26 protein-coding genes and 1 pseudogene are annotated in these 25,452 nt (G+C 71.0%); 16 read left to right on the top strand and 11 right to left on the bottom strand.

Features of this window, described 5'->3' with window-relative positions; genetic code table 11:
• Nucleotides 1-153: 153 nt before the first annotated feature.
• The 4 genes and pseudogenes from OHO27_RS28085 (at nucleotide 154) to OHO27_RS28070 (ending at nucleotide 4,119) form a co-directional block, all read left to right on the top strand.
• Nucleotides 154-1,224 carry a M4 family metallopeptidase gene (locus OHO27_RS28085; protein WP_328427738.1) on the top strand — a complete coding sequence of 357 codons (1,071 nt, stop codon included), beginning with the start codon at nucleotides 154-156 and terminating at the stop codon, nucleotides 1,222-1,224.
• A gap of 21 nt (nucleotides 1,225-1,245) precedes the next feature.
• Nucleotides 1,246-1,512: a protealysin inhibitor emfourin gene (locus tag OHO27_RS28080; protein WP_328427737.1), complete on the top strand. Its 267-nt coding sequence runs from the start codon at nucleotides 1,246-1,248 to the stop codon at nucleotides 1,510-1,512.
• Between the two features lie 46 nt (nucleotides 1,513-1,558).
• Nucleotides 1,559-2,887 carry a GH1 family beta-glucosidase gene (locus OHO27_RS28075; protein ID WP_443059618.1) on the top strand — a complete coding sequence of 443 codons (1,329 nt, stop codon included), beginning with the start codon at nucleotides 1,559-1,561 and terminating at the stop codon, nucleotides 2,885-2,887.
• Nucleotides 2,884-4,119: pseudogene (locus tag OHO27_RS28070) on the top strand (MFS transporter). Before OHO27_RS28075 ends, OHO27_RS28070 begins: the two are co-directional and overlap by 4 nt.
• On the opposite strand, the gene OHO27_RS28065 reads toward OHO27_RS28070, so the two are convergent.
• The gene (locus tag OHO27_RS28065; protein WP_328427735.1) at nucleotides 4,031-4,885 is read right to left on the bottom strand and encodes an NAD-dependent epimerase/dehydratase family protein; all 855 of its coding nucleotides are present in this window, start codon (nucleotides 4,883-4,885) and stop codon (nucleotides 4,031-4,033) included. The pseudogene OHO27_RS28070 and the gene OHO27_RS28065 sit on opposite strands and share 89 nt — an antisense overlap.
• 119 nt (nucleotides 4,886-5,004) lie before the next feature.
• Here OHO27_RS28065 and OHO27_RS28060 point away from each other — a divergent pair, with 119 nt between their 5' ends.
• Together OHO27_RS28060 and OHO27_RS28055 are read left to right on the top strand one after the other, a co-directional pair.
• Entirely contained in the window at nucleotides 5,005-5,853 is an 849-nt protein-coding gene (locus OHO27_RS28060; protein WP_328427734.1) for a helix-turn-helix transcriptional regulator, read from the top strand.
• 197 nt (nucleotides 5,854-6,050) lie between these two features.
• Nucleotides 6,051-6,527, top strand: coding sequence for a hypothetical protein (locus OHO27_RS28055; protein ID WP_328427733.1), 477 nt, complete (start codon nucleotides 6,051-6,053; stop codon nucleotides 6,525-6,527).
• 64 nt (nucleotides 6,528-6,591) lie between these two features.
• Here OHO27_RS28055 and OHO27_RS28050 read toward each other — a convergent pair whose 3' ends face one another.
• Nucleotides 6,592-6,930 carry a P-II family nitrogen regulator gene (locus OHO27_RS28050; RefSeq protein WP_328427732.1) on the bottom strand — a complete coding sequence of 113 codons (339 nt, stop codon included), beginning with the start codon at nucleotides 6,928-6,930 and terminating at the stop codon, nucleotides 6,592-6,594.
• Entirely contained in the window at nucleotides 6,927-8,258 is a 1,332-nt protein-coding gene (locus OHO27_RS28045) for an ammonium transporter (RefSeq protein WP_328427731.1), read from the bottom strand. The genes OHO27_RS28050 and OHO27_RS28045 overlap by 4 nt, the downstream gene beginning before the upstream one ends.
• 165 nt (nucleotides 8,259-8,423) lie before the next feature.
• On the opposite strand from OHO27_RS28045, the gene era reads away from it, so the two are divergent.
• The 5 genes from era (at nucleotide 8,424) to OHO27_RS28020 (ending at nucleotide 12,843) form a co-directional block, all read left to right on the top strand.
• The gene (gene era, locus OHO27_RS28040) at nucleotides 8,424-9,392 is read left to right on the top strand and encodes a GTPase Era (RefSeq protein WP_328427730.1); all 969 of its coding nucleotides are present in this window, start codon (nucleotides 8,424-8,426) and stop codon (nucleotides 9,390-9,392) included.
• 194 nt (nucleotides 9,393-9,586) lie between these two features.
• Nucleotides 9,587-10,654: a PhoH family protein gene (locus tag OHO27_RS28035; protein ID WP_328427729.1), complete on the top strand. Its 1,068-nt coding sequence runs from the start codon at nucleotides 9,587-9,589 to the stop codon at nucleotides 10,652-10,654.
• 15 nt (nucleotides 10,655-10,669) lie between these two features.
• Nucleotides 10,670-11,167: an rRNA maturation RNase YbeY gene (gene ybeY, locus OHO27_RS28030; protein WP_328427728.1), complete on the top strand. Its 498-nt coding sequence runs from the start codon at nucleotides 10,670-10,672 to the stop codon at nucleotides 11,165-11,167.
• Nucleotides 11,164-12,471, top strand: coding sequence for a hemolysin family protein (locus OHO27_RS28025; protein ID WP_328427727.1), 1,308 nt, complete (start codon nucleotides 11,164-11,166; stop codon nucleotides 12,469-12,471). The genes ybeY and OHO27_RS28025 overlap by 4 nt, the downstream gene beginning before the upstream one ends.
• Nucleotides 12,472-12,483: 12 nt before the next feature.
• Nucleotides 12,484-12,843 (top strand): MmcQ/YjbR family DNA-binding protein, encoded by a 360-nt coding sequence (locus OHO27_RS28020; RefSeq protein ID WP_328427726.1) that lies wholly within the window; start codon nucleotides 12,484-12,486, stop codon nucleotides 12,841-12,843.
• On the opposite strand, the gene OHO27_RS28015 is transcribed toward OHO27_RS28020, so the two are convergent.
• Nucleotides 12,805-14,262, bottom strand: a complete 1,458-nt coding sequence (locus OHO27_RS28015) for an MFS transporter (protein WP_443059617.1) — start codon at nucleotides 14,260-14,262, stop codon at nucleotides 12,805-12,807. The two genes, OHO27_RS28020 and OHO27_RS28015, sit on opposite strands and share 39 nt — an antisense overlap.
• 224 nt (nucleotides 14,263-14,486) lie before the next feature.
• On the opposite strand from OHO27_RS28015, the gene OHO27_RS28010 reads away from it, so the two are divergent.
• Together OHO27_RS28010 and OHO27_RS28005 are read left to right on the top strand one after the other, a co-directional pair.
• A complete protein-coding gene (locus OHO27_RS28010) occupies nucleotides 14,487-15,308 on the top strand; it encodes a helix-turn-helix transcriptional regulator (RefSeq protein WP_328430580.1) in 822 nt (273 codons plus the stop codon).
• Nucleotides 15,309-15,336: 28 nt separating this feature from the next.
• Nucleotides 15,337-15,690 carry a cytidine deaminase gene (locus OHO27_RS28005; RefSeq protein WP_328427725.1) on the top strand — a complete coding sequence of 118 codons (354 nt, stop codon included), beginning with the start codon at nucleotides 15,337-15,339 and terminating at the stop codon, nucleotides 15,688-15,690.
• 46 nt (nucleotides 15,691-15,736) lie between these two features.
• Here the strand turns inward: OHO27_RS28005 and OHO27_RS28000 are convergent, their stop codons facing one another.
• Nucleotides 15,737-16,126 carry a nuclear transport factor 2 family protein gene (locus OHO27_RS28000; protein WP_328427724.1) on the bottom strand — a complete coding sequence of 130 codons (390 nt, stop codon included), beginning with the start codon at nucleotides 16,124-16,126 and terminating at the stop codon, nucleotides 15,737-15,739.
• 112 nt (nucleotides 16,127-16,238) lie between these two features.
• Here OHO27_RS28000 and OHO27_RS27995 point away from each other — a divergent pair, with 112 nt between their 5' ends.
• On the top strand, nucleotides 16,239-17,042 hold the full coding sequence (locus tag OHO27_RS27995; protein WP_328427723.1) for a VOC family protein: 804 nt from the start codon (nucleotides 16,239-16,241) through the stop codon (nucleotides 17,040-17,042).
• Between the two features lie 66 nt (nucleotides 17,043-17,108).
• Here the strand turns inward: OHO27_RS27995 and OHO27_RS27990 are convergent, their stop codons facing one another.
• From OHO27_RS27990 to OHO27_RS27980, 3 genes are all read right to left on the bottom strand, one after another.
• Nucleotides 17,109-18,266: a carbohydrate kinase family protein gene (locus OHO27_RS27990; RefSeq protein WP_443059616.1), complete on the bottom strand. Its 1,158-nt coding sequence runs from the start codon at nucleotides 18,264-18,266 to the stop codon at nucleotides 17,109-17,111.
• Between the two features lie 194 nt (nucleotides 18,267-18,460).
• Nucleotides 18,461-19,750 carry a glucarate dehydratase family protein gene (locus OHO27_RS27985; protein ID WP_328427722.1) on the bottom strand — a complete coding sequence of 430 codons (1,290 nt, stop codon included), beginning with the start codon at nucleotides 19,748-19,750 and terminating at the stop codon, nucleotides 18,461-18,463.
• Nucleotides 19,747-20,685 (bottom strand): 5-dehydro-4-deoxyglucarate dehydratase, encoded by a 939-nt coding sequence (locus tag OHO27_RS27980; protein WP_443059615.1) that lies wholly within the window; start codon nucleotides 20,683-20,685, stop codon nucleotides 19,747-19,749. Before OHO27_RS27980 ends, OHO27_RS27985 begins: the two co-directional genes overlap by 4 nt.
• Before the next feature lie 113 nt (nucleotides 20,686-20,798).
• Between OHO27_RS27980 and OHO27_RS27975 the strand changes: the two genes are divergently transcribed.
• Both OHO27_RS27975 and OHO27_RS27970 read left to right on the top strand, forming a co-directional pair.
• On the top strand, nucleotides 20,799-21,581 hold the full coding sequence (locus OHO27_RS27975; RefSeq protein ID WP_328427720.1) for an IclR family transcriptional regulator: 783 nt from the start codon (nucleotides 20,799-20,801) through the stop codon (nucleotides 21,579-21,581).
• A gap of 201 nt (nucleotides 21,582-21,782) precedes the next feature.
• Nucleotides 21,783-23,027, top strand: coding sequence for an MFS transporter (locus OHO27_RS27970; protein WP_328427719.1), 1,245 nt, complete (start codon nucleotides 21,783-21,785; stop codon nucleotides 23,025-23,027).
• Between the two features lie 9 nt (nucleotides 23,028-23,036).
• Here OHO27_RS27970 and OHO27_RS27965 read toward each other — a convergent pair whose 3' ends face one another.
• From OHO27_RS27965 to OHO27_RS27955, 3 genes are read right to left on the bottom strand one after another with little or no spacing between them, the layout of a single operon-like run.
• Nucleotides 23,037-24,029 (bottom strand): adenosine deaminase, encoded by a 993-nt coding sequence (locus OHO27_RS27965; RefSeq protein ID WP_328427718.1) that lies wholly within the window; start codon nucleotides 24,027-24,029, stop codon nucleotides 23,037-23,039.
• 20 nt (nucleotides 24,030-24,049) lie between these two features.
• Entirely contained in the window at nucleotides 24,050-24,955 is a 906-nt protein-coding gene (locus OHO27_RS27960) for a ribonuclease Z (RefSeq protein WP_328427717.1), read from the bottom strand.
• A gap of 12 nt (nucleotides 24,956-24,967) precedes the next feature.
• The gene (locus OHO27_RS27955; protein ID WP_328427716.1) at nucleotides 24,968-25,321 is read right to left on the bottom strand and encodes a histidine triad nucleotide-binding protein; all 354 of its coding nucleotides are present in this window, start codon (nucleotides 25,319-25,321) and stop codon (nucleotides 24,968-24,970) included.
• Nucleotides 25,322-25,452: the final 131 nt, after the last annotated feature.

Raw genomic sequence — 25,452 nt, 5'->3', positions numbered from 1 at the left:
GCGTCGTATCAGTATGCGGGACCCGAGGGACGAATAGGACAAAACGTGCGCCATACCACTTCGTCACAGAGCGTGCAGCCCTCTATCCGCATATTTCACCAATCATGGTTGCGACTAGTGACAGCTCGCTAACGCAGTGCAATGGTGCCGGTCATGACGACCAACGGGGGCTTCGAGCCCGTCTTCTGCACCGTCGTACCGCCGCACGTCCTGGACAAACTGGCCCGGAACGACGACCCGGCACTCTCCGGCCCGGCTCGCCGGACCCTGATGCGCGACAGCGAGCTGCGCGGCAGGCGCCGTGTCACGACCGAGTTCGCCCTCGCGGCCGCCCCGACGGCGAAGGCACCGTCGGACCAGCCGCTGCGCACCATCTACGACGCCCGGCACCGGACCTCCCTGCCCGGCGCCAAGGTCCGCGGTGAGGGCGCGGGCCCCGGCCAGGACGCCACGGTCAACCGCGCCTACGCCGGCCTCGGCGCCACCTTCGACCTCTTCCTCAAGGCATACGCCCGCCACTCGATCGACGGCGACGGCCTGCCCCTGGACGCCACCGTCCACTACGACGAGAACTACAACAACGCCTTCTGGAACGGCGAGCAGATGGTGTTCGGCGACGGGGACGGCGAGATCTTCCTCGACTTCACCATCCCGATCGACGTCATCGGCCACGAGCTCAGCCACGGCGTCACCCAGTACACGGCCAACCTGACCTACTACGGCCAGCCAGGCGCCCTGAACGAGTCCATGTCGGACGTCTTCGGCGCGCTGATCAAGCAGTACACGCTCGGCCAGACCGCCGCCGAGGCCGACTGGCTGATCGGCGCGGGTCTGCTGGCGCCCAGCGTCTCGGGCAAGGCCCTGCGCTCCATGAAGGAGCCGGGCAGCGCGTACGACGACGACGTCCTCGGCAAGGACCCGCAGCCCGCGACGATGGACGACTACGTCCGCACCGGCCGCGACAACGGCGGCGTCCACATCAACTCCGGCATCCCCAACCACGCCTTCTACCTGGCCGCCACCGCCCTCGGCGGCAACGCGTGGGAGAAGGCGGGACAGGTCTGGTACGACGTCCTGACCGGTGGCGAGCTGTCGGAGCGGGCCATGTTCACCGACTTCGCCAAGCTGACCGTCAAGGCCGCCCGCGAGCGCTTCGGCGAGGGCGGCGAGGAGCTCCAGGCCGTGTCGAAGGCGTGGGAGCAGGTCGGGGTGCGGATCCAGTAGGTCCGTACTAGACAGGGACCCATGCGGATTTTGGTACGGCGCACGGGTGGATTCGCGGGCATCGAGCGGCACGCCGAGGTGGACACCTCGGGGCGGCCCGACGCCCAGGAGTGGCATGCCCTGGCCGAGCGCGCGGTCGCGTCCGGCCGGGGCACGCCACCCGTCGGGGTTCCGGACGGGTTCAGCTACCAGATCACCGTGGACGGCAAGACGGTGTACTGCTCGGACCCCCGGCTCACGGACGAACAGCGCAAGCTGATCTCCAGGGTGCTGAAGGAAGGTGCGTAACCAGCGCTTCATGCCTGGGCGTTGACTTCTGTTACCAGCGGTACGGATGATCCGGCCCATGGCGACGAACCCGATATCCCAGTTCCCGGCCGGCTTCCTGTGGGGCGTCTCTACGTCCGCCCACCAGATCGAGGGCGCGGTGGGCGAACGCGAGCAGTCCGTGTGGGACGCCTTCACGGCCGAGCCGGGCAGGGTGAAGGACGGCTCCACGGCGGCGGTGGCCTGCGACCACTACCACCGCTACCGCGAGGACGTGGCGCTGCTGGCCGGCCTGGGCGTGGGCGCGTACCGCTTCTCGATCTCCTGGCCGCGGGTGCGCCGGGAGGGCGGCCTGGACTTCTACGACCGCCTCGTGGACGAGCTGTGCGCGGCGGGCGTCCGCCCGGTCCCGACCCTCTTCCACTGGGACCTCCCGGTGTCCCTCCAGGAGAAAGGGGGCTGGCTGGAGCGGGACACGGCGTCGCGTTTCGCCGAGTACGCGTCCGTCGTCGCCGACCGCCTCGGCGACCGCGTGCAGAAGTGGATCACGCTGAACGAGCCCGCCGAACACACCCTGTTCGGGCACGCCCTGGGCGCCCACGCCCCCGGCAAGCAGCTCATGTACGACGCGCTCCCGGTCGCCCATCACCAGCTGCTGGCGCACGGTCTTGCGGTACGCGCCCTGCGCGCGGCCGGCGCCACGGACATCGGCATCGCCAACTCGCACGGCCCGACCTGGCCCGCGTCGCGGGAGCAGGCGGACCTGGAGGCGGCGGACTTCTACGACGTCCTGCTCAACCGGCTGTTCGCCGACCCGCTGCTGCTGGGCGCATACCCGGCGGGACTCGATGAGCTGATGCCGGGGGACGTCTCCGCCGACCTGGAGGTCATCGCCGAACCGATCGACTGGTACGGCGTCAACTACTACGCGCCGACGCGGGTGGGCGCACCGCAGGGCGAGGACATCGAGTTCGGCGGCCTGACCCTTCCGGCCGAACTCCCCTTCTCCGTCAGGGAGGTCGAGGGCGTCCCGGTCACGGACTTCGGCTGGCCGGTGGTGCCGGAGGGTCTGACGGAGCTGCTCACCGGCTTCCGTGAGCGCTACGGCGAGAAGCTCCCCCCTGTCGTCATCACGGAGAACGGCTGCTCCTACGAGGGGACCGACGACCAGAAGCGGATCGCTTACCTGGACGGTCACGTCCGGGCCCTGCACAAGGCGATCGAGGCGGGCGTGGACGTACGCGGCTACTTCGTCTGGTCGCTGCTCGACAACTTCGAGTGGGCGGAGGGATACGCGCGACGGTTCGGGCTGGTGCACGTGGACTACGAGACGCTCGCCCGGACTCCGAAGGCGTCCTACGCCTGGTACCGGGAACTGCTCCGGGCCCAGGGGTGACCTCGGCCCTCGCGGAGCCCGTCGACCGGGTCGGCCGGGGCTGGACGGCGGGGCTGTCACTGGCCAATGTGGCCGTCTGGGTGGGCTGGTACGGCCCGATGCAGATCCTGCTGGCCCAGCAGGCGGAGGACTTCGCGCCCGGCACCGGGATGTCGAAGGAGACGCTGCTGGCATGGGTGACCGGCGCGGGCGCGGTCGGGTCGCTGGTGGCGAACCCGGTCTTCGGGGCGCTGTCGGACCGCACCACGGCCCGCCGGGGCCGCCGCACGGTGGGGGTCCCCCCGCTCGAGCGAAGTCGAGAGTGGGGGAGGATCGTGGCGGCGCGGCGGGCGGCGCGCTGTCGCTGCTGCTGCTCGCCGGGGCGGGCGGGCTGTGGGCGATGGCGGTCGGCTGGTGTCTGGTCCAGCTGACGCTGAACGCGTCCTTCGCGGCGGTGACGGCGGCGGTGCCGGACCGGGTGCCACGGCTGCAACGGGGTGTGGTGGGCGGCTGGTTGGGGGCCGCGCAGATCCTCGGGGCGGTCGTCGGCACGGGTCTTGCGACGGCGGCGGGCGGGATCGCGACGGGGTATGCGGCGTGCGCGGTGTTCGCGGTGGCGGGTGTGCTGCCGTACGAACAGCGTGACCCTGGTGGCCACGGTCGTGGTGGGCGGCGCCTGGTCGGACCGGGTGGGCCGGCGCAAGCCGTTCGTGATGTGGTCCGGGGTGCTGATGGCGGCGGCCACGGGCCTGCTGGCCGGCTGGCAGACCTGGACGGGCGCGATCGTCGTGGTGGCGCTGCTGGGCCTGGGCCTCGGGGTGTTCATGTCGGTCGACTTCGCGCTGATGACGGACGTCCTGCCGAAGGCCCTCGACCGCGGCAAGGACCTCGGCGTCATCAACGTGGCGAACGCCCTCCCCCAGGTGGCGGCCCCCGCCCTCGCCGCCCCGATCGTCACCCACCTCGGCGGATACCGGGTGCTGTACCTGGTGGCGGGGCTGGCGGGGGCGGTGCTGGTGGGACGGATCCGGGGGTGGACTAGGCAGCCCACGGTTCAGCAGCGCCCCAAGGGGCGCGGGGCTGTATCGATCTGCGGCTCCGCCGCGCGGGCGCGATCAGCCACGACGCGCCCGCAGACGCTGGACGGCCCAGAGCGGCACTCCGTCACAGCGCTCCGGCGTCCCGCGCGGCATAAACCGACGGAAACAACGGCCGATACCCCAGCTCCCGACGAATCCGCTCCGTGGAGGTGATCGCGGCCCACGGATCGGGATCGGCACGGGTGTACAACTCCGCCGGGATCTCGACCCCGTTGAGCTGATGCAACTCGACCGCCGTCACGGGAACGTCGTCGGCGATGTTGTAGGCCCGTCCGGCGATCCCCGGCGCATGCAGGATCCGCAGCAGCCCCTGGGCCACGTCCGCGTGATGCCCCATGTGCAGCCGCTGGGTGGCAGCCCAGTTCTTGGCCCACATCAGGGACTGCGCGAGATGCGGATCGCCCTCGCCGTAGACGAACGGGAGCCGGGCGACGCGTACGTCGAGCCCCTCCATCCCGCGCAACTCCCGCTCGGCCGCCGCCTTGGACTCCGGGTAGGCACCCCACATCGCCCCGCCGGGCCGGCTCTCGTCGTCCTCGGTGAGCGGGCGGCCGCGTCCGGTGCCGTACACCAGCCCCGTACTGACCTGCACAAAGCGCCGCACCCCGGCAGCCAGCGCCGCACGCCCCAGCTCCACGGCCGCGTCCCGGTTGACCGCCCACGCCTCCTCGTCGGGGACCCCGCGGAAGGAGGCCGCGACGTTCACGACCGCGTCGGCCCCGACGACCGCCTTGCCGAGCGACTCGGTGTCCCGCAGATCGCCGACCACGACCTCGGCGCCCAGCTCCGCGAACGGCTCACCCCGCGCCGCGTCCCGCACCAGCACCCGTACCTGCTCCCCCGCCCGGGACTGCGCCAGCAGCCTCGGCACGAAGCGCCGGCCGACCTGTCCTGTCGTGCCTGTCACCAACGTCAGCATGTTCTGCTCCTCTCGTCACCGACCACCCTCGGACGGGATCGGTGCGGGCGGGAGAGACCCGTTGATCAGGGGATCGGCAGTCCCTGGATAAGCCGGCCGGACTACCGCAGGCTGGAGAGGTGAACCGAGCCGAACTCGCCGACTTCCTGCGCCGTGGCCGCGCCCGGCTGACCCCGTCGGACGTGGGTCTGACCCCGGGCACCCGGCGCCGCACACCGGGCCTGCGCCGCGAGGAGGTGGCGCAGCTGGCGGGGATGTCGGTGGACTACTACACCCGGCTGGAACAGTCCCGTGGCCCGCGCCCGTCCCGCCAGATGCTGACGGCGCTGGCCCGCGCGCTGCGCCTGACCGCCGTCGAGAGCGACCACCTGTTCCACCTGGCCGGCGAGGAGCCCCCGCGCCGTGAGACGACGTCGGCGCATGTCCGGCCCGGGCTGCTGCTGATCCTGGACCGGCTGCACGACACCCCGGCCCAGGTGGTGAACGACTGCGGCGAGGTGCTCGCGCAGAACGCGATGGCCCGGGCGCTGGTCGGTGATGTGATGTCCCGGCCGCGGCGCCAGCGCAATCTCGCCCGGCTCTACTTCCTGGACCCGGCCGCGCGCTCGCTCTTCCCGGAGGAGGACCGCGCGGGCCACTCGCGCGCCCATGTGGCCACCCTGCGCGCGGTGGCCGCGGCCCGCCCCGACGACCCGGAACCGGCCGCGCTGGTCGCCGAACTCCGGGCGTCCAGCGAGGAGTTCGCCCGGCTGTGGGATGAACACGAGGTGTCGCAGCGCAACCGTGCCACCAAGCGTTTCCTGCACCCCGTGGTCGGCCTCCTGGAACTGGACTGCGAGGTCATGGTCAGCCACGAACACCACCACTTGCTGGTCGTTCACTCGGCCCGGCCCGGGACCGATGCTTACGAGCGCCTGCAACTCCTGCGTGTGGTGGGCCTCCAGGACATGTCACCCAGCAAGGCCTGATCCGGTAGCTGACCTTCCGGTAATGGAGGCCGGAAATCACCCTTGCCGACCCTCGCCCCACGCGCATCAATGGAAACGGCGGTTCCGACGGACCGTCAGATTCAGCTCTTCACGCAGTGTGTCCGCATCCACCTGCCGAACAGTTCCCCCACCCCCACCCAAGGAACTCCCCCACCCTTGAAAGGGACTGAATCCCCATGAGACGCATGCGCATTGGAGCAGGTGCCGCGCTGGTGGCCGGGACCCTCGCGGTCACCGGGCTGGCCTTCGCACCCGCCGCCCTCGCCGTCGCCCCCGGCTCGGCGACGATCACCGCCGACTGCGGCAGCTTCGGCGGTGGCGAGGCCACCCTCACGGCGACGCAGGACGGCACCGCCGCCACCATCACCGTCAACTCCTCCGCGATCACCGCGCCGATCGCGCTCGGGGAGGACTCCATCTCCTCGACGCTCACCCTGGTGAAGGCGAGCGGCGGCACCACCGCCTTCACCGGCACGGAGAACCCGGCGATGGCCGCCGGTGACCCCGTCCAGGTCGGCCCGCTCAGCGGCACCGTCGCCTCCGGGGACAGCCTCGAGGCCTTCGGCGGCTCGCTGACCATGACCGTCTTCGGCATCACCATCACCTGCACGGCGACCGGACCGCAGTCGCCGGGCCCGTTCGTCTTCGACTGAGCCGCGTGACGCACTGAAGGCTCTGACGTTCTGAAAGGGGCGCGGTCCCGGCGCTGTTACGGCTTCACAGCGCGTCGGGGCCGCGCTCGCCCGTCCGTACCCGTACGACCGTCTGGACCGGCAGCGCCCAGACCTTGCCGTCGCCGATCTTGCCGGTGTGCGCGGCCTTCACGATGGCGTCGATGACGTCCTCGGACAGCGCGTCCTCCACGACGACCTCGATGCGGACCTTCGGCACCAGGTCGACCTGGTACTCCGCGCCCCGGTACACCTCGGTGTGGCCGCGCTGCCGGCCGTACCCGCTCGCCTCGGTCACGGTCAGACCGTGCACGCCGAGCTCCTGGAGGGCGGTCTTGACCTCGTCGAGCCGGTACGGCTTGACGATCGCGGTGATCAGCTTCATGCCTGCTTCTTGACCTTCTGCGCGGCGGAGGGGGAGGAGGAGACGGACGAGGCGAGGGACGCCGTGACCGGGGCGCCGTGCCCCAGGACCCCGTGATCGTAGGCGGTCTCGGCGTGCACCGTAAGGTCCAGGCCGGTGTGCTCCTGCTCCTCGCTCGCCCGGAAACCCATCACCTTGTCGATCAGCTTGGCGATGCCGTACGTGACGAGGAAGGCGTACGCGCCCACGGCCACGATCGCCACCGTCTGCTTGCCGAGCTGGGCCAGTCCACCGCCGTAGAGGAGACCCTCGGCCCCACCGGTCATCGTGGCCGTCGCGAAGACGCCGATCAGCAGAGTGCCGATGACACCGCCGACGAGGTGGACGCCGACGACGTCCAGGGAGTCGTCGTAGTTGAATGTGAACTTCCAGCCGACGGCGTACGAGCAGACGACACCGGCGGCGAGGCCGATGACGAGCGCGCCGAGCAGCGAGACCGAGCCGCAGGAGGGCGTGATGGCCACCAGACCGGCGACCGCGCCGGAGGCCGCGCCCAGCGTCGTCGGGTGACCGTCGCGCCTGTGCTCCACGAGGAGCCAGCCGAGCAGGCCGGTGCAGCCGGCGGCGAGGGTGTTGAGGAAAGCGGCGGCCGCGAGGCCGTTGGCGCCGAGGGCGGAGCCGGCGTTGAACCCGAACCAGCCGAACCAGAGGAGACCGGCGCCGATCACGACCATCGGCAGGTTGTGCGGCCGCATGGCGTCCTTCTTGAACCCGAGCCGCGGGCCGAGCACCAGGGCCAGGGCGAGCCCGGAGGCGCCGGAGGTGATCTCGACGGGGAGTCCGCCGGCGAAGTCGAGGGCGCCGAGACGGTCGAGGATCCAGCCGCCGGGACCCCAGGTCCAGTGGGCGACGGGAACGTATACGAGCAGCGCCCACACCGGCACGAACACGACCCAGGCCCCGAACTTCGCCCGGTCCGCGATCGCGCCGCTGATCAGCGCGGCCGTGATGATCGCGAAGGTCAGCTGGAAGGTGGCGAAGAGGAGGGTGGGGACGGTCCCCTGGACGCTGTCCGGTCCGAGCCCGGCCATACCGGCGTGGTCGAGCCCGCCGATGAGTCCGCCGAGCGTGTCCTCCCCGAAGGCGAGGGAGTAGCCGCAGGCCAGCCACACGACGGTGACCAGGGCGATGGACACGAAGCTCATCATCAGCATGTTCAGGACGCTCTTCGTGCGGACCATGCCGCCGTAGAAGAGGGCCAGGCCCGGGGTCATCAGCAGGACGAGGGCGGTGGCGGCGAGCAGCCAGGCGGTGTCGCCGGTGTCGACGCTTGCGGCGGCGAGGGTCACGGTCGTCTCCAACGGTGCGGGGGCTCGTCAGAGGTTCACCGCTGTGCGTTTCCGGTCGTGCACGGCCGTGTTTCCGCGACGTTTCGTTGCGCGGGGGTTTCCGGAAGCTCACCGGACAGCCGGCGGTCGGTCTGTTGTGCGGCGAGGGTCTGTGGATCAGGGAGAATGGGCGCCATGAGCGTTCGCAGCCAGTCATCCGAGCCGTCCGCATCGTCGGGGGCACCCCACCGCGCCGGCTTCGCCTGCTTCGTGGGCCGCCCCAACGCGGGCAAGTCCACCCTTACGAACGCTCTGGTCGGCCAGAAGGTGGCGATCACCGCCAACCAGCCCCAGACGACGCGGCACACGGTACGCGGGATCGTGCACCGGGAGGACGCCCAGCTGATCCTGGTCGACACCCCTGGACTGCACAAGCCGCGCACCCTGCTCGGCGAGCGCCTGAACGACATCGTCCGTACGACCTGGGCCGAGGTCGACGTGATCGGCTTCTGTCTGCCGGCGAACGAGAAGCTCGGCCCCGGTGACCGTTTCATCGCGAAGGAGCTGGCGTCGATCAAGAAGACGCCGAAGATCGCGATCGTCACGAAGACCGACCTCGTGGACAGCAAGACGCTGGCCGAACAGCTCATCGCGATCGACCAGCTCGGCAAGGAGCTGGGCTTCGAGTGGGCCGAGATCGTCCCCGTCTCCGCGGTCGGTGACGATCAGGTGGGCCTGCTGGCCGACCTGATCGTCCCGCTCCTTCCGGAGGGGCCGGCGCTGTACCCCGAGGGCGACCTCACCGACGAGCCCGAGCAGGTCATGATCGCGGAACTGATCCGCGAGGCCGCACTGGAGGGTGTCCGGGACGAGCTGCCCCACTCCATCGCGGTCGTGGTGGAGGAGATGCTCCCCCGCGAGGACCGCCCCGCCGACAAGCCCCTCCTCGACATCCACGCCTTCGTCTACATCGAGCGCCCCAGCCAGAAGGGCATCATCATCGGCCCCAAGGGCAAGCGCCTGAAGGAGGTCGGCATCAAGTCCCGCAAGCACATCGAGGCGCTGCTGGGGACGCCGGTCTTCCTGGACCTGCACGTCAAGGTCGCGAAGGACTGGCAGCGGGACCCGCGGCAGCTGCGGAAGCTGGGCTTCTGAGCCCGAGGGCTCACTTGCGGGGCGAGAAACCCGACCCGGGGTGACAGCGGGCGTACCCGATGTGCACGGATGGGGACCATGGGGAAAAGGCCTACGGCCTTGTCAGTCCCCCGGCGTACTCTGGAAATCGCCAGGCCGCCCATGTGGCGGGCGAGTCGTTTCGAGGAGGACGAGCAAGGCCTACGAGCCGGCCCATGACTCAGACACCCACAGCTCACACACCCGCGCAGGGGCAGGCGAGAGCACAGTTCACCGTCCCCGCCCAGCACCCCATGGTGACCGTGCTGGGGTCCGGCGACTCCCTGCTGCGCGTGATCGAGAAGGCCTTCCCGGCGACCGACATCCACGTCCGGGGCAATGAGATCAGCGCGGTCGGCGATGCCGCTGAAGTCGCCCTCATCCAGCGCCTGTTCGACGAGATGATGCTGGTGCTCCGCACCGGACAGCCGATGACGGAGGACGCAGTGGAACGCTCGATCGCCATGCTCAGAGCGAGTGAGAACGGCGAGGGCCCGGAGGAGACCCCGGCCGAGGTCCTCACCCAGAACATCCTCTCCTCGCGCGGCCGCACGATCCGCCCCAAGACCCTCAACCAGAAGCGGTACGTCGACGCGATCGACAAGCACACGATCGTCTTCGGCATCGGCCCCGCCGGTACCGGCAAGACCTACCTCGCCATGGCGAAGGCGGTGCAGGCCCTGCAGTCCAAGCAGGTCAACCGCATCATCCTGACCCGGCCGGCGGTCGAGGCGGGCGAGCGGCTCGGCTTCCTGCCGGGCACCCTGTACGAGAAGATCGACCCGTACCTGCGTCCGCTGTACGACGCGCTGCACGACATGCTGGACCCCGACTCGATCCCCCGGCTCATGGCCGCCGGGACCATCGAGGTCGCACCGCTCGCGTACATGCGCGGCCGTACGCTCAACGACGCCTTCATCATCCTCGACGAGGCCCAGAACACCTCGCCCGAGCAGATGAAGATGTTCCTCACCCGCCTGGGCTTCGAATCGAAGATAGTCATCACCGGTGACGTCACCCAGGTCGACCTCCCGGACGGCACCAAGTCCGGTCTGCGGCAGGTGCAGGACATCCTGGACGGCGTCGACGACGTGCACTTCTCACGGCTGTCGTCCCACGATGTCGTCCGGCACAAGCTGGTCGGCCGTATCGTCGACGCGTACGAGAAGTTCGACAACACGCACGGCACCCAGAACGGCACGCACAAGGGCCGCGGCGGCAAGGCCGGGCACAAGGGGAAGTAGAGAACACGCGCGACCATGTCGATCGACGTCAACAACGAGTCCGGAACCGAGGTCGACGAGCAGGCGATCCTCGACATCGCCCGCTACGCACTCGCGCGGATGCGCATCCACCCGCTCTCCGAGCTCTCGGTGATCGTCGTGGACGCCGACGCCATGGAGCAGCTTCATATCCAGTGGATGGACCTGCCGGGTCCGACGGATGTCATGTCCTTTCCGATGGACGAGCTGCGGCCGCCTTCGAAGGACGACGACGAGCCTCCGCAGGGGCTCCTCGGTGACATCGTGCTGTGCCCCGAAGTCGCCGCGAAGCAGGGGGCCGAGGCGCCCACGCAGCACTCCATGGACGAGGAGCTCCACCTGCTCACCGTCCATGGCGTGCTGCATCTGCTCGGGTACGACCACGAGGAGCCCGACGAGAAGGCCGAGATGTTCGGCCTGCAGGCCGCCATCGTGGACGGCTGGCGTACGGAGAAGGGCCTGACCGGCCCCTCCCCTGCCCCGACCGTGTCATGAGCCTCCCCCTCGTCTCCGGCGCGATCGCCCTGGTGATCGTCGCCTGGCTCGCCGCCTGCGCCGAGGCGGGCATCGCGCGCGTCTCCAGCTTCCGCGCCGAGGAGGCCGTACGCAGCGGGCGCCGCGGCAGCGAGAAGCTGGCGCTCGTCGCGGCCGACCCGACCCGCTATCTGAACGTGTCGCTGCTGGTGCGTGTGGCCTGCGAGATGGCCGCCGCCGCGCTCGTCACATACGCCTGCCTGCAGGAGTTCGACAGCACCACCGAGGCGCTGCTGGTCGCGATAGCGGTCATGGTGCTGGTGTCGTACGTCGCCGTCGGTGTCTCCCCGCGCACCATCGGCCGCCAGCACCCGCTGAACACGGCGACGGCGGCGGCGTACGTGCTGCTGCCGCTCGCGCGGATCATGGGGCCGATCCCCTCTCTGCTGATCCTCATCGGCAACGCGCTCACGCCCGGCAAGGGCTTCCGCCGCGGCCCGTTCGCCTCCGAGGCGGAGCTGCGGGCGCTGGTCGACCTCGCCGAGAAGGAGTCGCTGATCGAGGACGACGAGCGCCGCATGGTGCACTCGGTCTTCGAGCTGGGCGACACACTCGTGCGCGAGGTCATGGTCCCGCGCACCGACCTGGTGGTGATCGAGCGCTACAAGACCATCCGCCAGGCCCTCACCCTCGCCCTGCGCTCCGGTTTCTCGCGCATACCGGTCGTCGGGGAGAGCGAGGACGACGTGGTCGGGATCGTGTATCTGAAGGACCTGGCCCGCAAGACGCACATCTCCCGGGAGGCGGAGAGCGAGCTGGTGTCGACGGCGATGCGGCCCGCCGTCTTCGTACCGGACACCAAGAACGCCGGTGACCTGCTGCGCGAGATGCAGAAGGAACGCAACCACGTCGCCGTCGTCATCGACGAGTACGGCGGCACAGCCGGCATCGTCACCATCGAGGACATCCTCGAGGAGATCGTCGGCGAGATCACCGACGAGTACGACCGTGAGCTGCCGCCGGTGGAGGAGCTCGGCGGGGACCGCTACCGCGTCACCGCCCGCCTGGACATCACCGACCTCGGCGAGCTGTACGGCCTCGACGAGTACGACGACGAGGACGTCGAGACGGTCGGCGGGCTGCTGGCGAAGGCACTCGGCCGCGTCCCGATCGCCGGGGCGTCGTCCCTGGTCGAGCTCCCGGACGCCCGGGCACTCCGCCTGACCGCGGAGGCGGCGGCCGGCCGCCGGAACAAGATCGTGACCGTGCTCGTGGAGCCGGTGGGTCCCATCGGGCCGCTGGGCAAGGAGCCGAAGGCCAAGTGACGGAGTGACGGAGTGAACCCTCAGGGACTGCGTGCGTTCTGTCTGTCCTTCAACGCGACCGTGGAGGACTTCCCGTTCAATCCGGAGACCTCGGTCTTCAAGGTGCTGGGCAAGCTGTTCGCCCTGACGAATCTGGACGCGCGGCCCCTGACGGTCAACCTCAAGTGCGACCCGGAGGACGCGGTCCGCCTGCGCGGCGAGTATCCGGGGCTCATCGTCCCCGGCTATCACATGAACAAGCGGCACTGGAACACGGTGACCGTCGACGGCGAGCTCCCGGACCGTTTCGTCCGGGAGCTCGTCGAGGACTCGTACGACCTGGTCGTGGCGGGCCTACCGAGAGCCGACCGGCTCCGCCTCGACCGCCCCTGAGCCGTTCGCCCCCGAGCCGCTCTTTGTTGATCCGGCCGTGCGCCCGGTCCGCAGGCCGACGGCGATCAGGGCCGCGGCGGTCAGGACGATCGCCGCGTCGAGCGCCAGGACCGTACGGGTGCCGGCGAGCAGGTCACCGGAGGTCGTCGCGAGGACACCCAGCAGCGGGATGCCGATCGTGATGCCGACCTGCTGGGTCGAGGTGACCAGGCCGGTGGCCAGACCCTGCTCCTCGTCGGGGACGCCGGAGGTCACGGTCAGGCCGTAGGAGATGATCGCGCCCAGGTGGAACATGCTCGCCAGCGAGACGGCGGCCGTGACGAGCCAGACGGACCAGGCGTGCGCGTTCAGGAACAGCAGGGCGACACCGAAGGCGCCCTGGCCGGCGAGCGAGGCGACCAGGACGCGGCGCGCGCCGAGACGGCTGATGAACCTCGGCGTGAGCGACCCGGCGATCACCGACATGACGCCCTGCACACCGAAGACCAGGCCCGTCTCCCAGGCCGACAGACCGAGCACTTCCTGCAGGTACAGGGTGAGGACGAAGACCACCGTCGACATCATCGAGAAGGTGACCAGTCCGCCCAGGTTGCCCCACGCCACCGTGCGGCGGCGCAGCATGGGCAGGGAGACCAGCGGTGACTCGGTGCGGGACTCGACGACCGCGAAGGCCGCCAGGAGCGCGAGGCCCGCGATCAGGGTCGCGATGACGTCGGCGCGGGCGAAGCCGTCGTCGGCAGCCGTCGTCAGGGCGTAGATCAGGGACAGCAGTCCGCCGGTGACGGTGATGGCGCCGGGCACGTCCAGGTGCGGGCGGTCCGGGATGGGGGCACCACCCATGCCCTTGAGGCTATGGGGGAGGGACTCGGGCAGCAGGCCGGGCGCCAGCGGCAGCACGACCAGGGCGAAGACGGCGAGCAGGCCCATCGTGGAGCGCCAGCCGAGCGCGTCGGTCAGGACGCCGCCCGCGACCACGCCGATGGTGAAGCCGAGGGACATCAGCGTCCCGGAGATGCCGAGCGCTCGGTCCCGGGCGGGGCCCTCGGCGAAGGTGGTGGTCAGCAGGGACATGCCCGTCGGGACGATGACCGCGGCGCCGAGGCCCTGCAGGGCGCGTCCCGCGAGGAACGACGCCGGGTCCCAGGCGAACGTCGCGAGCACCGAGGCCGCGGCGAACAGGGCGAGTCCGGTGAGGAACAGCTTGCGGCGGCCGTACAGGTCGCCGATGCGGCCGAAGAGGAGCAGGAATCCGCCGGACGGCAACGCGAACGCCGTCACCGCCCACTGCAGCGCCGAGGGGCTCATGCCGAGGTCGGCGCCGAGGACGGGGAGGGCGACGTTCAGGACGGAGAAGTCGAGCGCGACCATGAACTGGGCGGCGCACAGGACGAACAGGACGAGTTTGTCGCGCGTCGACATCCGGGGGACCGGGGGTGCCGAGCGGTGGGGTGGGAGTGGCAGGGGGATTGGTGGTGTCGATCGCCATGGGCAAGAGCCTGCGGGCACCGGAATAGTCGTGGGGAGCGGGAAGTTGTGCTGGTGGTGGCACCACCAGCCACCGGGATGAGGGGGATCCGCACGTGTCCGACGTGTCCGGGAGCGCGCTGAAGAGTCATCGGCGGCGCGAGCTGCGCGAGTTCCTGATGAGCAGGCGGGCCCGGGTGACACCGGGCGAGGCGGGACTGCCGGACGGTGGGGCGCGGCGCCGTACGCCGGGGCTGCGGCGCGAGGAGGTCGCCGTGCTCGCCGGAGTGGGCGCCTCCTGGTACCAGTGGCTGGAGCAGGGGCGGGACATCTCCGTGTCGCCGCAGGTGCTGGACTCGGTGGGCCGGGTGCTGCGGCTGAGCAACGCCGAGCGCCGGCATCTGTATCTGCTGGCCGGGCTGAACCCGCCGGCCCCCGAAGTGGCGCCCGAGAAGCGGGACATGTGCGACGGGCTGCGGCGGCTGATCGACGCGTGGATGCCGTATCCGGCGCACATCATGGACCGGTACTACAACGGCGTGCTCTACAACGACGCCGCTGCGAACGTGCTCGGGATGCGGCCCGGCAAGCGGTGGAACTGCCTGATCGACTTCTTCACGGACCCGATGTACCGGTCGCGTTCGAGGAGTTGGGAGCAGAACGCCCGTACGGTCGTGGCGCAGTTCCGTGCGGTGTGCTCGGGCTCTCCCGACGACGAGGGCTTCCAGTCCGTGCTGGCCGAGGCGAAGGCGTCCAGCCCGGAGTTCACCGCGCTGTGGGAGCGGCGGGACATCGAGGACGCCGGGCAGATCCGCAAGGAGCTGGACCATCCGCTCGTCGGGCTGCTGTGCATGGAGTCGAGCGTGATGCAGATGCCGGTGCGGCCCGACCTGTCGATCGTCCTGCACACGCCGCTGGACGAGGCGAACACGGCGTCGAAGCTGGAGTGGCTGGCCTCCCCGGAGGGGCGGCGCGGGGCCATGTACCCCGTGGCCGGTTAGCGCGGGCGCCGCTACGTATGCTCAGGTCATGACCGACAACAGCGCGCTCGACCCCGAGGACCGCAAGATCGTCACCCTGGCCCGTTCCGCGCGGGCCCGCAACGGAGTGCCCGAGGGTGCGGCCGTACGGGACGAGACCGGCCGTACGTATGTCGCCGGGACGGTCGCCCTGGACTCCCTGAAGCTGAGCGCGCTGCGCACGGCGGTGGCGATGGCGGTGGCGTCGGGGGCGAAGTCGCTGGAGGCGGCGGCGGTCGTGACGGACGCCGAGGGCGCCTCGGACGAGGACCGCGCGGCGGTACGGGACCTCGGCGGACCGCAGACGCCGGTGCTGGTGGCGGGGCCGGACGGGGCGGTGCGTACGACGGTTACGGCGGGCTGAGATTCAGGGACCGGCAGTCTCAGGTGGCCCTCGGTCTCCCGGGAGTTCAGGTCCGGGCCGCCGGGGTGATGTGGCTGAGCACGCAGCGCCATCGGTCGTCCCGCCGTACGAAGACGTCGGTCGTCCATTCGTCGGCGTCGAAGCGCTCACCCTTGTAGTGGGCGGTGTTCGTGATGCGTGCCGTCACGACCGCCGAGTCGCCGTGCATACGGATCCTGGGCTCGCCGACGAGTCGGAACGACGAGTGGGTCAGCTCGCCGGACTCGACGAACGACAGAAACTGCTCCCTGGTCGAGATGCCCGACCCGGAGACGATGGCCCAGTCGTCGGCCATGAAGTCCGCGATCCGCCCGGGGTCGTTGGAGACCATCGCCGCCGCCCAGTCGTGCGCGACGGCGGCGAGGCCCTGTCGGTCGTGAGGCTCGTCGTCCCTCATGGCCGGATCGTAACCAGAGCCGGCGGGCACGGCACCCCGTCGCGCCACGACGGGCGGTTGTCAGTGCCGGGTGTCACGCTGAGGTCATAGCGGATCTGCGAAGGGACTCGTCATGATCACCACTGACCTCGCGCCCGGCTCCCCCTGCTGGCTCGACCTCGGCGCCCGTGACGTCCGGGCCGCCGCGGCCTTCTACGGCGCGGTGCTCGGCTGGGAGTACGAGTCCATGGGCGACGGCGGCGACATGGAAGGCGGGATGTTCAAGAAGGACGGCAAGACCGTCGCCGGGCTCGGCAAGCTCACCGAGGAGGGCGCCCGCTCGGCCTGGATGATCTACTACACCGTCACCGACGCTGACGCCACGACGCAGGCCGTGGAGCGCGCGGGCGGCACGGTGCGGGTGCCGCCGCGGGATCTCGACGACTGGGGACGGATGGCGCAGTACGACGACCCGCTGGGCGGCCAGTTCGCCGTCTGGCAGCCGGGGAAGAACTCGGGCTTCGAGCTGGCGGACGAGACGGGTTCGCTGTCGTGGACGGAGCTGTACACGACCGACGCTGCGGGCGCGAAGGAGTTCTACAGCGGTGTCTTCGGCTGGCAGTTCAGCGACATGCCGATGCCGGGCGGCGGGGGCGGCGCGTACACCCTCATCACCCCGGCCGGGCAGCCCGAGGAGCGCATGCAGGGCGGCCTGATGGAGCTCCCCGTGGAGAACCTCGTACTGGCGGGCGGGCGGCCGTACTGGCACCCGGTCTTCAACGTCACCGACTGCGACGCCGCGGTCGCCAAGGTCACTGAGAACGGCGGCAGTGTGCAGATGGGACCGGAGGACGCGGAGGGCGTCGGCCGGCTGGCGGTGTGCGTGGACCCGTCGAACGCCGACTTCGTGGTGCTCACGCCGGCCACGCCCAGCTGACCCGGCCGCTGGAGGGACCCACCCGCGGGAGGCGGCGTCGGTCCGAGTCGTCGTCGGTCCGGGTCGTCACGCCGACCGGCGGAACCCGATCGTCGGTACCGCCCGCCGCAGCGGCCAGGGCCTCCCCTGCTCCTGCGGCACCAGGTCCGCCAGGAACGCGTACCGGCGCAGGGCCTCGGGGTCCTGCCGGTCGAGGGACTGGACCTGGCGCCACCAGGCGCCGATCTCGGCCCAGCCGGGGGCCGACAGGGAGCCGCCGAACTCCTGGACGGACAGGGCGGCGGTGAGGCCCGCGAAGGCCAGCCGGTCGGCCAGCGGCCAGTCGGCCAGGGTGCCGGCGACGAAGCCGGCCACGAAGACGTCACCGGCGCCGGTCGGGTCCAGGGCCTCCACGGCGATCGCGGGGACGACGGCCGTCTCCCCGGTCCCGCTGTCCACCGCGTACGCGCCCTCCGCGCCGAGGGTGACCACCGCGACCGGGACGTGCTCGGTCAGGGCGTGGGCCGCCTCGCGCGGGCAGTCGGCGCCGGTGTACCGCATGGCCTCCTGCGCGTTCGGCAGGAACGCCTCGCAGTGCTCCAGGTCGGCCAGCCCCGCCAGGTCCCACTCCCCCGTGTCGTCCCAGCCCACGTCGGCGAAGATCCGGGCACCCTTGCGCGCGGCCTGCGCGATCCAGGGTGCGCGCGTGCCCGGCACCAGGGAGGCCACGGCGGCCCGCGCACGGGGCGGGCAGTCCGGCGCCGGCTCCTCCGGCGGCGGCTCGTGGCCGTGGGAGACCATCGTGCGCTCCCCCTCGTACGCCATCGAGACCGTCACCGGCGAGTGCCAGCCCGGCACCGTGCGCGACGGCGAGAGGTCGATGCCCTCGCCGTGCTCCAGCGCGTCCCAGCAGTACTCGCCGTAGTGGTCGTCGCCGAAGGCCGCCGCGAGCGACGTCTTCAGGCCGAGGCGGGCCAGGGCGGTGGCCATGTTCGCCACGCCGCCGGGGCTCGAACCCATCCCGCGCGCCCAGGACTCCGTACCGCGCACCGGGGCGGAGTCGAGGCCGGTGAAGATGATGTCGAGGAAGACCGTGCCCGTGAGATACACGTCCCACGGCGGGTCGGCGGCCGTGCGCAGACCGACGAGGGGGTCGACGTGGGCCCGGCGATACGGCTCCCCTGCTCTGGACGACGGCCTCTGGGGCGAGGCTCCCTTTCCGGTCGGCGCGGTGGGCGTGGTCACGGTGCGCTCCCTGACGTGGTGCTGATCTGGCCAGTCTGCACCACACCACTGACAACGCCACCGCGATCTTGCCCAAGCCCCTCCCGAGCCCCTCCCGGTCCCGTCCCGCGCCCCTCCCGCGCTCCTTCCGCGCCCCTCCTGTGCCTTCTCCCGCGCCGCTGGTGAACGACCTCACCGAGGGGGTCAGCGAGGCGCTACCAGCGCGGCACCGACGGCGTGACCCAGCCGGGCTCGGCGACCCGCATGGCGGCCGCGTCGTCGCGGTCCCGCAGCGAGCCGTCGTCATCCAGCCACCGCCGGTGCAGCTCCGCGAGCCGGTCGCGGTCCAGTTCGACGCCCAGGCCGGGCGCGTCCGACACGGCGACCTTGCCGCCCTCGAAGGTGAGGCGCTCGGTGAGGACGTCCTCGGACTGCCAGGGGTAGTGGGAGTCGCAGGCGTGGTGGAGGTTCGGGACGGTCGACGCCACGTGGGTCATCGCGGCCAGGGAGATGCCCAGGTGGGTGTTGGAGTGCATGGACACCCCGACGCCGAAGGTGCGGCAGATCGCCGCCAGTTGCTGGGTGTTGCGCAGCCCACCCCAGTAGTGGTGGTCGGAGAGCACGACCTGCACGGCGTCCTTGGTGAAGGCCTCCTTGATCTCCGCGAACGTCGTCACGCACATGTTCGTCGCCAGCGGCACCCCGCTCCGCGCGGCGACCTCCGCCATCCCGGCGGTACCCAGCGTCGGATCCTCCAGGTACTCCAGGACGTCCCCCAGCTCCCGTGCCACCTTCAGCGAGGTTTCCACGGACCAGGCCCCGTTGGGGTCGAGGCGCAGGGGGTGCCCGGGAAAGGCCTCCGCGAGCGCCCGTACGGCGGCGATCTCCTCGTCCGGAGGGAAGACGCCGCCCTTGAGTTTGAAGGAGGTGAACCCGTACCGCTCCGTGAACGTCCGCGCCTGCTCGACCACCCCGGCCGGGTCGACGGCGGCGCCCCAGTCGTCCTTCTCGGCCGCGACGCCGGCCGGATGATCGGCCCACTTGTAGAAGAGGTAGGCGCTGTACTCGACCGTGTCCCGCACCTTGCCGCCGAGCAGCGTGTGCACGGGCAGCCCGAGTGCCTTGCCGAGGGCGTCGAGGCAGGCGACCTCGAAGCCGGAGACGACGGACAGCCGCAGCTTGTCGGCGGTCTGGACACCGCGCAGCCCGCCGACATCGACCTGTCCGGACACCCGGGACCGGTCGACGGCCACCTCGTCCGCGACGACGAACAGCCCGTTGAGATCGCTTACTTGACGGCCGAGCAGTTTCTGCGCGAACAGTGTGGCGAGCTCCAGGTACTTGGTGTCGCCGTACGTCTCGCCGACCCCCGTGATCCCGTCGGCCGTCACGACCTCCACGATCAGGCGGGCCGTGTACGGCTGGTGGACGCCCTGGGTGTTCAGCAGCGGTGGATCGGCGACCAGGATGGGCGTCAGGCGGACGTCGGTGATCGTGAGGTTCACAGGGCGGCTCCTACGAGGTCGAGTCCGGTGGCGAGGAGAGTGCGCAGGTCGGCCAGGTCACCGGCTGACGGGTCGGTGAGCGGGGCGCGTACGGGGCCGACGGGGCGGCCGCGCAGCCGGGCCGCCGCCTTCACCAGGGACACGGCGTATCCGGGCACCCGGTCGCGGAGCTCGACGAGCGGGACGTAGAAGTCGCGCAGAAGCTTGTCGGCGGTGCCGTGCTCGCCGGCCCGGAGTGCGGCGAAGAAGGCGTTCGCGATCTCGGGGGCGAAGGCGTGGACGGCGGAGGAGTAGGCCGGGACGCCGACGGCGGCGTACGCGCGGGCCTGGATCTCGGCGGTGGCGGCCCCGTTGAAGAAGAGGAAGCCCTCAGGGGCGGCGAGGGTGAGGCGCTGGAGCCGGTCGAGGTCGCTGTGGCCGTCCTTGAGGCCGATGACGTTCGGGATGCGGGCGATCCGCCGAAACGAGTCGGCGGTGAAGGCGACTTGGCCGCGCTGGTAGGCGATGAGCGGGAGGCGGGTGCGGGCGGCGATCCGCTCCAGCTGGGCGACCAGTCCGTCCTGCGGGGCGGCGACGAGGTAGTGCGGCAGGACGAGGAGGGCGTCGGCGCCGGCCTCCTCGGCGATGCGCGCGAACCGCGCGGCCTGCGCCCAGCCGTACCCGACCCCGGCGACGACCGGCATCCGTCCGCCCGCCTCCTCGACGGCGATCGACACGACCTGCCGGTACTCGTCCTCGTCCAGCGAGAAGAACTCGCCGGTGCCGCAGGCGGGGAAGACCGCGCCGGGTTCGGTGGCGACCTGGGCGGCGACATGGGTGCGGAGGCCGTCCGGGTCCAGCGAGCCGTCGCTGTGGAAGCTCGTGAGGGGGAACGACAGCACGCCGTGCGCCATGCCGTCCCGCAGCCGCCGGGTCGTGTCGGTATCGAGGCTCACCTTTGCCATCTCCCCATGTAGACGTTATCCACGTATGAGAATAGAGGTTAGATACGCGAACCCCGACCGTCAATGCCAAGGCCGATCCGAGGCGCTCCGATTACCATCGCCCCATGTCAGAGACAGGTGGCGTCCGCGAGGTGAAGTCCGCGGCGCGCACGGTGGAGCTGCTGGAGCTCCTCGCCGCGCGCGGCGACCGCCCTGCCCGCCTCCAGGAGCTCGCCGACGCGCTGGACGTGCCGCGCAGCTCCATGTACGCGCTGCTGCAGACCCTGATCTCCCGCGGCTGGGTCCGCACGGACGTCACCGGCTCCCTCTACGGCATCGGCATCCACGCCCTGCTCACCGGCACCAGCTACCTCGACTCCGACCCGCGCGTGCGCGCCGTACGCCCGTATCTCGACGAGGCGTCCCAGGCGCTGGGCGAGACGATCCACATGGCGCGGCTGGACGGCCGGGACGTGGCGTATCTGGCGACGCGCGAGTCGCACGAGTACCTGCGGACGATCAGCCGGGTCGGGCGACGGCTCCCCGCGCACGCGGGAGCGCTGGGCAAGGCACTGCTCGCCGAGCACCCGGACGACGACCTCCCCGAGGGCCCGTACGAGCCCCTCACCGCCCGCACCCACACCAACCGGGACTCCCTCGCCGCCGACCTCGCCGAGGTGCGGGCGCGCGGCTACTCGATCGACCGCGAGGAGGGCGTCCCCGGCATCGTCGGCTTCGGCTTCGCCCTGCGCTACGACTCCCCCGCCCAGGACGCGATCAGCTGCTCGGTGCCGGTGGCACGGCTGTCGGCGGGACATGAGGAGAGGATCGTCGCGGTGATGCGGGAGATCAGGGCGAAGATCGAGGCGACGGCACCTGCGGCGGGCGGGGCGGTGCACTGGCGTTAGCGCCGCCCTCGAAACGCCGGACGGAAAGGCCTCGTTTACCCGGCCTTCCCCACCCCAAACGCAACGTGCGCCAGATCACACCCCCCGCGCTTCTTCTCCGAACCGTGTGCTTGATACAAATTCTCCGCGCGTTCCTGTCCGTCGACGGCCTGCGCTCCTCCCCCTCTTGAGCCGCTCCTTTCGCATGCCCTGGGAACGCCCGTGTTCGCCCCTCGCACCACTGCCTGGCCCCTCGTCGCCCTTTTCACGGCCGGGTACCTCGCTCCGTATCTTCTGCCGACGGTCGTCGGCAGGCTCGACTCCGGTCTTCCGCTGTCCCCCACCCAGGCCGGCGCCGTCGGCAGCGCCCTGCTGCTGAGTTCGGCGTCGGCGGGCTTCCTGCTGGCCTCGCGCGTCGAGCGGATCGGCGCACGCAGGCTCGCCCGCATCGGCCTCACGCTCGCCGTCCTCGGCTACGGCGTGGCAGCGCTCGCGCACGCCGTACCGTCCGTCGTCCTGGGCGTCCTGATCGGCGGCTTCGGATCCGGTACGGCCACCGCGGTCGCCGCCACCCGCATCGCCGCCCAGCCGGACCCGCACCGGGCCACCACACTCGGCCTCCTCGGTGTCTCCGCCCTCGCGGGCGGCGTCTATCTGACGGTGCCGCACCTCGGTCCGGGCCATGGCCAGCCGCTGGCCGCGATCGCGCTCACCGCGCTCGTCGTATGGCCGCTGACGGGCCGGCTCCCGGCCGCCACGGCCACGTCGCACCAGCCCGGCTGGGACGGCTCCGGTCTGCCCCACCGCCGCCAGGGCCTGACCCTCGCCGCCTGCATGCTGTGCTGGTCGCTCGCCCAGAACTCCCTCTGGGGTGTCAGCGGCCGAATAGGTTTGACGCAGGCGCAGTTGACCGAGACCACGGTCGGCGCGGTGTTCGCCGTCGGGCTCGGCGCGGGCCTGCTGGGCGTGACCGGGGCCGGCGCGCTCGGCCCCCGCCTCGGCAAGGCACTGCCCATCGGCGCCGGGACAGCACTCATCGCTGCGTGCATCGCGCTCAGCGCGTCCGCCACCGACCTGACGACCTTCGCGACCGGCGAGATCGCCTGGAACACCTTCTACCCGATCGTCCTGTCGTACCTCATCGGCCTCGCCGCCTCCCTCGACACCCGCGGCCGCTGGGCCGTCCTCGTCGGCTCGGCGTCGTCGCTGGGCACGGCGGCGGGCCCGCTGACCGGGAGCGTCCTGTCGGCACAGGCCGGGTTCCCGGCCATGGGCGCGGTCCTCGCGGTCGGGCTGCTGGTCGTCGCCGTACCGATGACGGCGGTGGCGCTGGGCCGCCGCAGCCGGCGGACGATCGAGGTCGTGGAGAGCATCCAGGTTTTCGAGGTCGTCGAAGTCGTCGAGATCCCCCTGGACACCGCCGAGGCCGGCCCCGCAGTCCACGACCGCCTCACCGCGGCCACGTAGCCTCGGCGACTACCCGAACTCGTAGGCCTCGACCTCGGCCAGGTAGCGCGCCCGCAGCTCCTCGTCGTCCTCCAGGAAGGAGGCGAGGAACGAGTTGCGGGCGAGCTCCCGGAGCCGTTCGTCGATGAGGCCGAGGGTCTGGCGTACGGCGTCGAAGTTGTCGCCGGCGTACCCGCCGAAGTAGGCCGGGTCGTCGGAGTTGACCGTGCAGTGCAGCCCGGCGTCGAGCATGGCGGGCAGCGGGTGGTCGGCGAGGACGTCGATGGTGCGCAGCCGTACGTTCGACAGCGGACACAGCGTCAGCGGCACCCGCTCCCGCACCAGCCGCTCGACCAGCGCCGGATCCTCCATGCACCGCAGCCCGTGGTCGACGCGCTCGACGCCGAGGACGTCGAGGGCCTCGGTGATGTAGGCGGGCGGGCCTTCCTCGCCCGCGTGCGCGACGCGCCGCAGACCGAGCGCGGCGGCGGCCTCGTAGACCTCGCGGAACTTCACCGGCGGGTGGCCGACCTCGGCCGAGTCGAGGCCGACGCCGGTGATCCGGTCGAGATACGGCTCGGCGGCCCGGAGCGTGTCCATGGCCGACTCGGCCGAGTCGTCGCGCAGGAGGCACATGATCAGCCGGGTGGAGACCCCGTGGTTCGCCTCGCTGCTCCCCAGCGCCCGCCACAGCCCCTCGACGACCGTGCCCAGCTCCAGGCCCCGCTTGGTGTGCGCCTGCGGGTCGAAGAAGATCTCCGCATGCCGCACGCCCTGCGCGGCGGCGCGGGCGAGGTAGGCGTTCGCGAGGTCCTCGAAGTCCCGCTCGGTGCGCAGAACAGCCATGAGCTCGTAGTACAGGTTCAGAAAGGACTGGAGGTCCTCGAACTGATAGGCCTTGCGGATCTCGTCGGTGTCCAGGTACGGCAGCTCGACGCCGTTGCGTGCGGCCAGTTCGAAGGCGAGCTCGGGTTCGAGGGTGCCTTCGATGTGGAGGTGCAGTTCTGCTTTGGGGAGGGGCATCGAAGCATCGTACGGCTGTGCTACCGCCGTTTCGGAAGGGGCACCCGCAGCAGGTCGTGCGCGACGGTCAGCTCCCCCTCGAACCCGGCGGCCCGCGCCTGCCGCTCGAATTCGTCCGGCTCGCTGTAGCGCTGGCTGAAGTGGGTGAGCACGAGATGCCGTACGCCGCAGTCGAGTGCGACCCGGGCGGCCTGACCGGCGGTCAGGTGACCGTGCTCGACGGCGAGTTGCTCGTCCTCGTCCAGGAAGGTGGACTCGATGACGAGCATGTCGCAGCCGTCGGCGAGGCTGTACACGCCGTCACACAGCCGTGTGTCCATGACGAAGGCGAACCGCTGCCCGCGTCGGACCTCGCTGACGTCGTCGAGTGAGACCCCGTCCAGCACCCCTTCCCGCTGGATCCGTCCGACGTCCGGCCCCTTGATGCCGTGCGCGGCGAGCCGTTCGGGCAGCATGCGGCGGCCGTCGGGCTCGACGAGACGGTAGCCGTACGACTCGACGGGGTGCGAGAGCCGCGCGGTCTCCAGGTTGTGGCCGCCGGTGGCGGCGATGACGCCGTCCTCGCTGATCGGGGCCTCGGCGATGTCGACGGTCTCGCGGTAGGCGGTGGCGTACCGCAGCCGGTCGAAGAAGCGCTGCCCGGAACGCGGGTAGTGGGCGGTGACGGGATGCGGAACCTTGTCGAGGTTGATCCGCTGGATGACCCCGGCCAGTCCCAGCGAGTGGTCCCCGTGGAAGTGGGTGATGCAGATCCGGTTCAGGTCGTGCGCGGCCACCTTGGCCCGCAGCATCTGCCGCTGCGTGCCCTCGCCGGGATCGAACAGGATTCCCTGTCCGTCCCACCGCAGCAGATACCCGTTGTGGTTCCGGTGCCGGGTGGGGACCTGGCTCGCGGTCCCGAGGACTACCAATTCACGTACGGACACGGCTGCTGCGACCTATCCGGGGGGCCACTGCATGCCGCGGCCGCCGAGGATGTGGGCGTGCGCGTGCCAGACGGTCTGGCCGGCGCCGGCGCCGGTGTTGAAGACGATCCGGTAGCTCTCCAGCTTTTCCTCGTCGGCGACGGCCTTGGCCTCGCGCAGCATGTCCGCGGCGAGAGACGGTTCGGCGGTGGCGAGGGCGGCGGCGTCCTTGTAGTGCGCCTTGGGGATGACCAGGACGTGGGTGGGCGCCTGGGGGTTGATGTCCCGGAACGCGACGGTCGTCTCCGTCTCCCGGACGATCGTCGCCGGGACGTGCCCCTCGACAATCTTGCAGAACAGACAGTCGTCCTGCGGCTCGCCTGCCATGAGGGTTCCCTCCGGGAGTGGGGCGCGTCTTTACGGGAGGCATCGTATCGTCGTCGGCCTCGGGTGATCGGTTTCCGGTCACGGGGGTTGCTTCACGCGGCACTCGTCGCCACCGTCGCCCACGGCCGCCA

Origin of the sequence: Streptomyces sp. NBC_00443 (genome assembly GCF_036014175.1) — a bacterium.
GTDB lineage: Bacteria > Actinomycetota > Actinomycetes > Streptomycetales > Streptomycetaceae > Streptomyces.
This window is presented reverse-complemented; position numbering and strand designations above follow the sequence as displayed.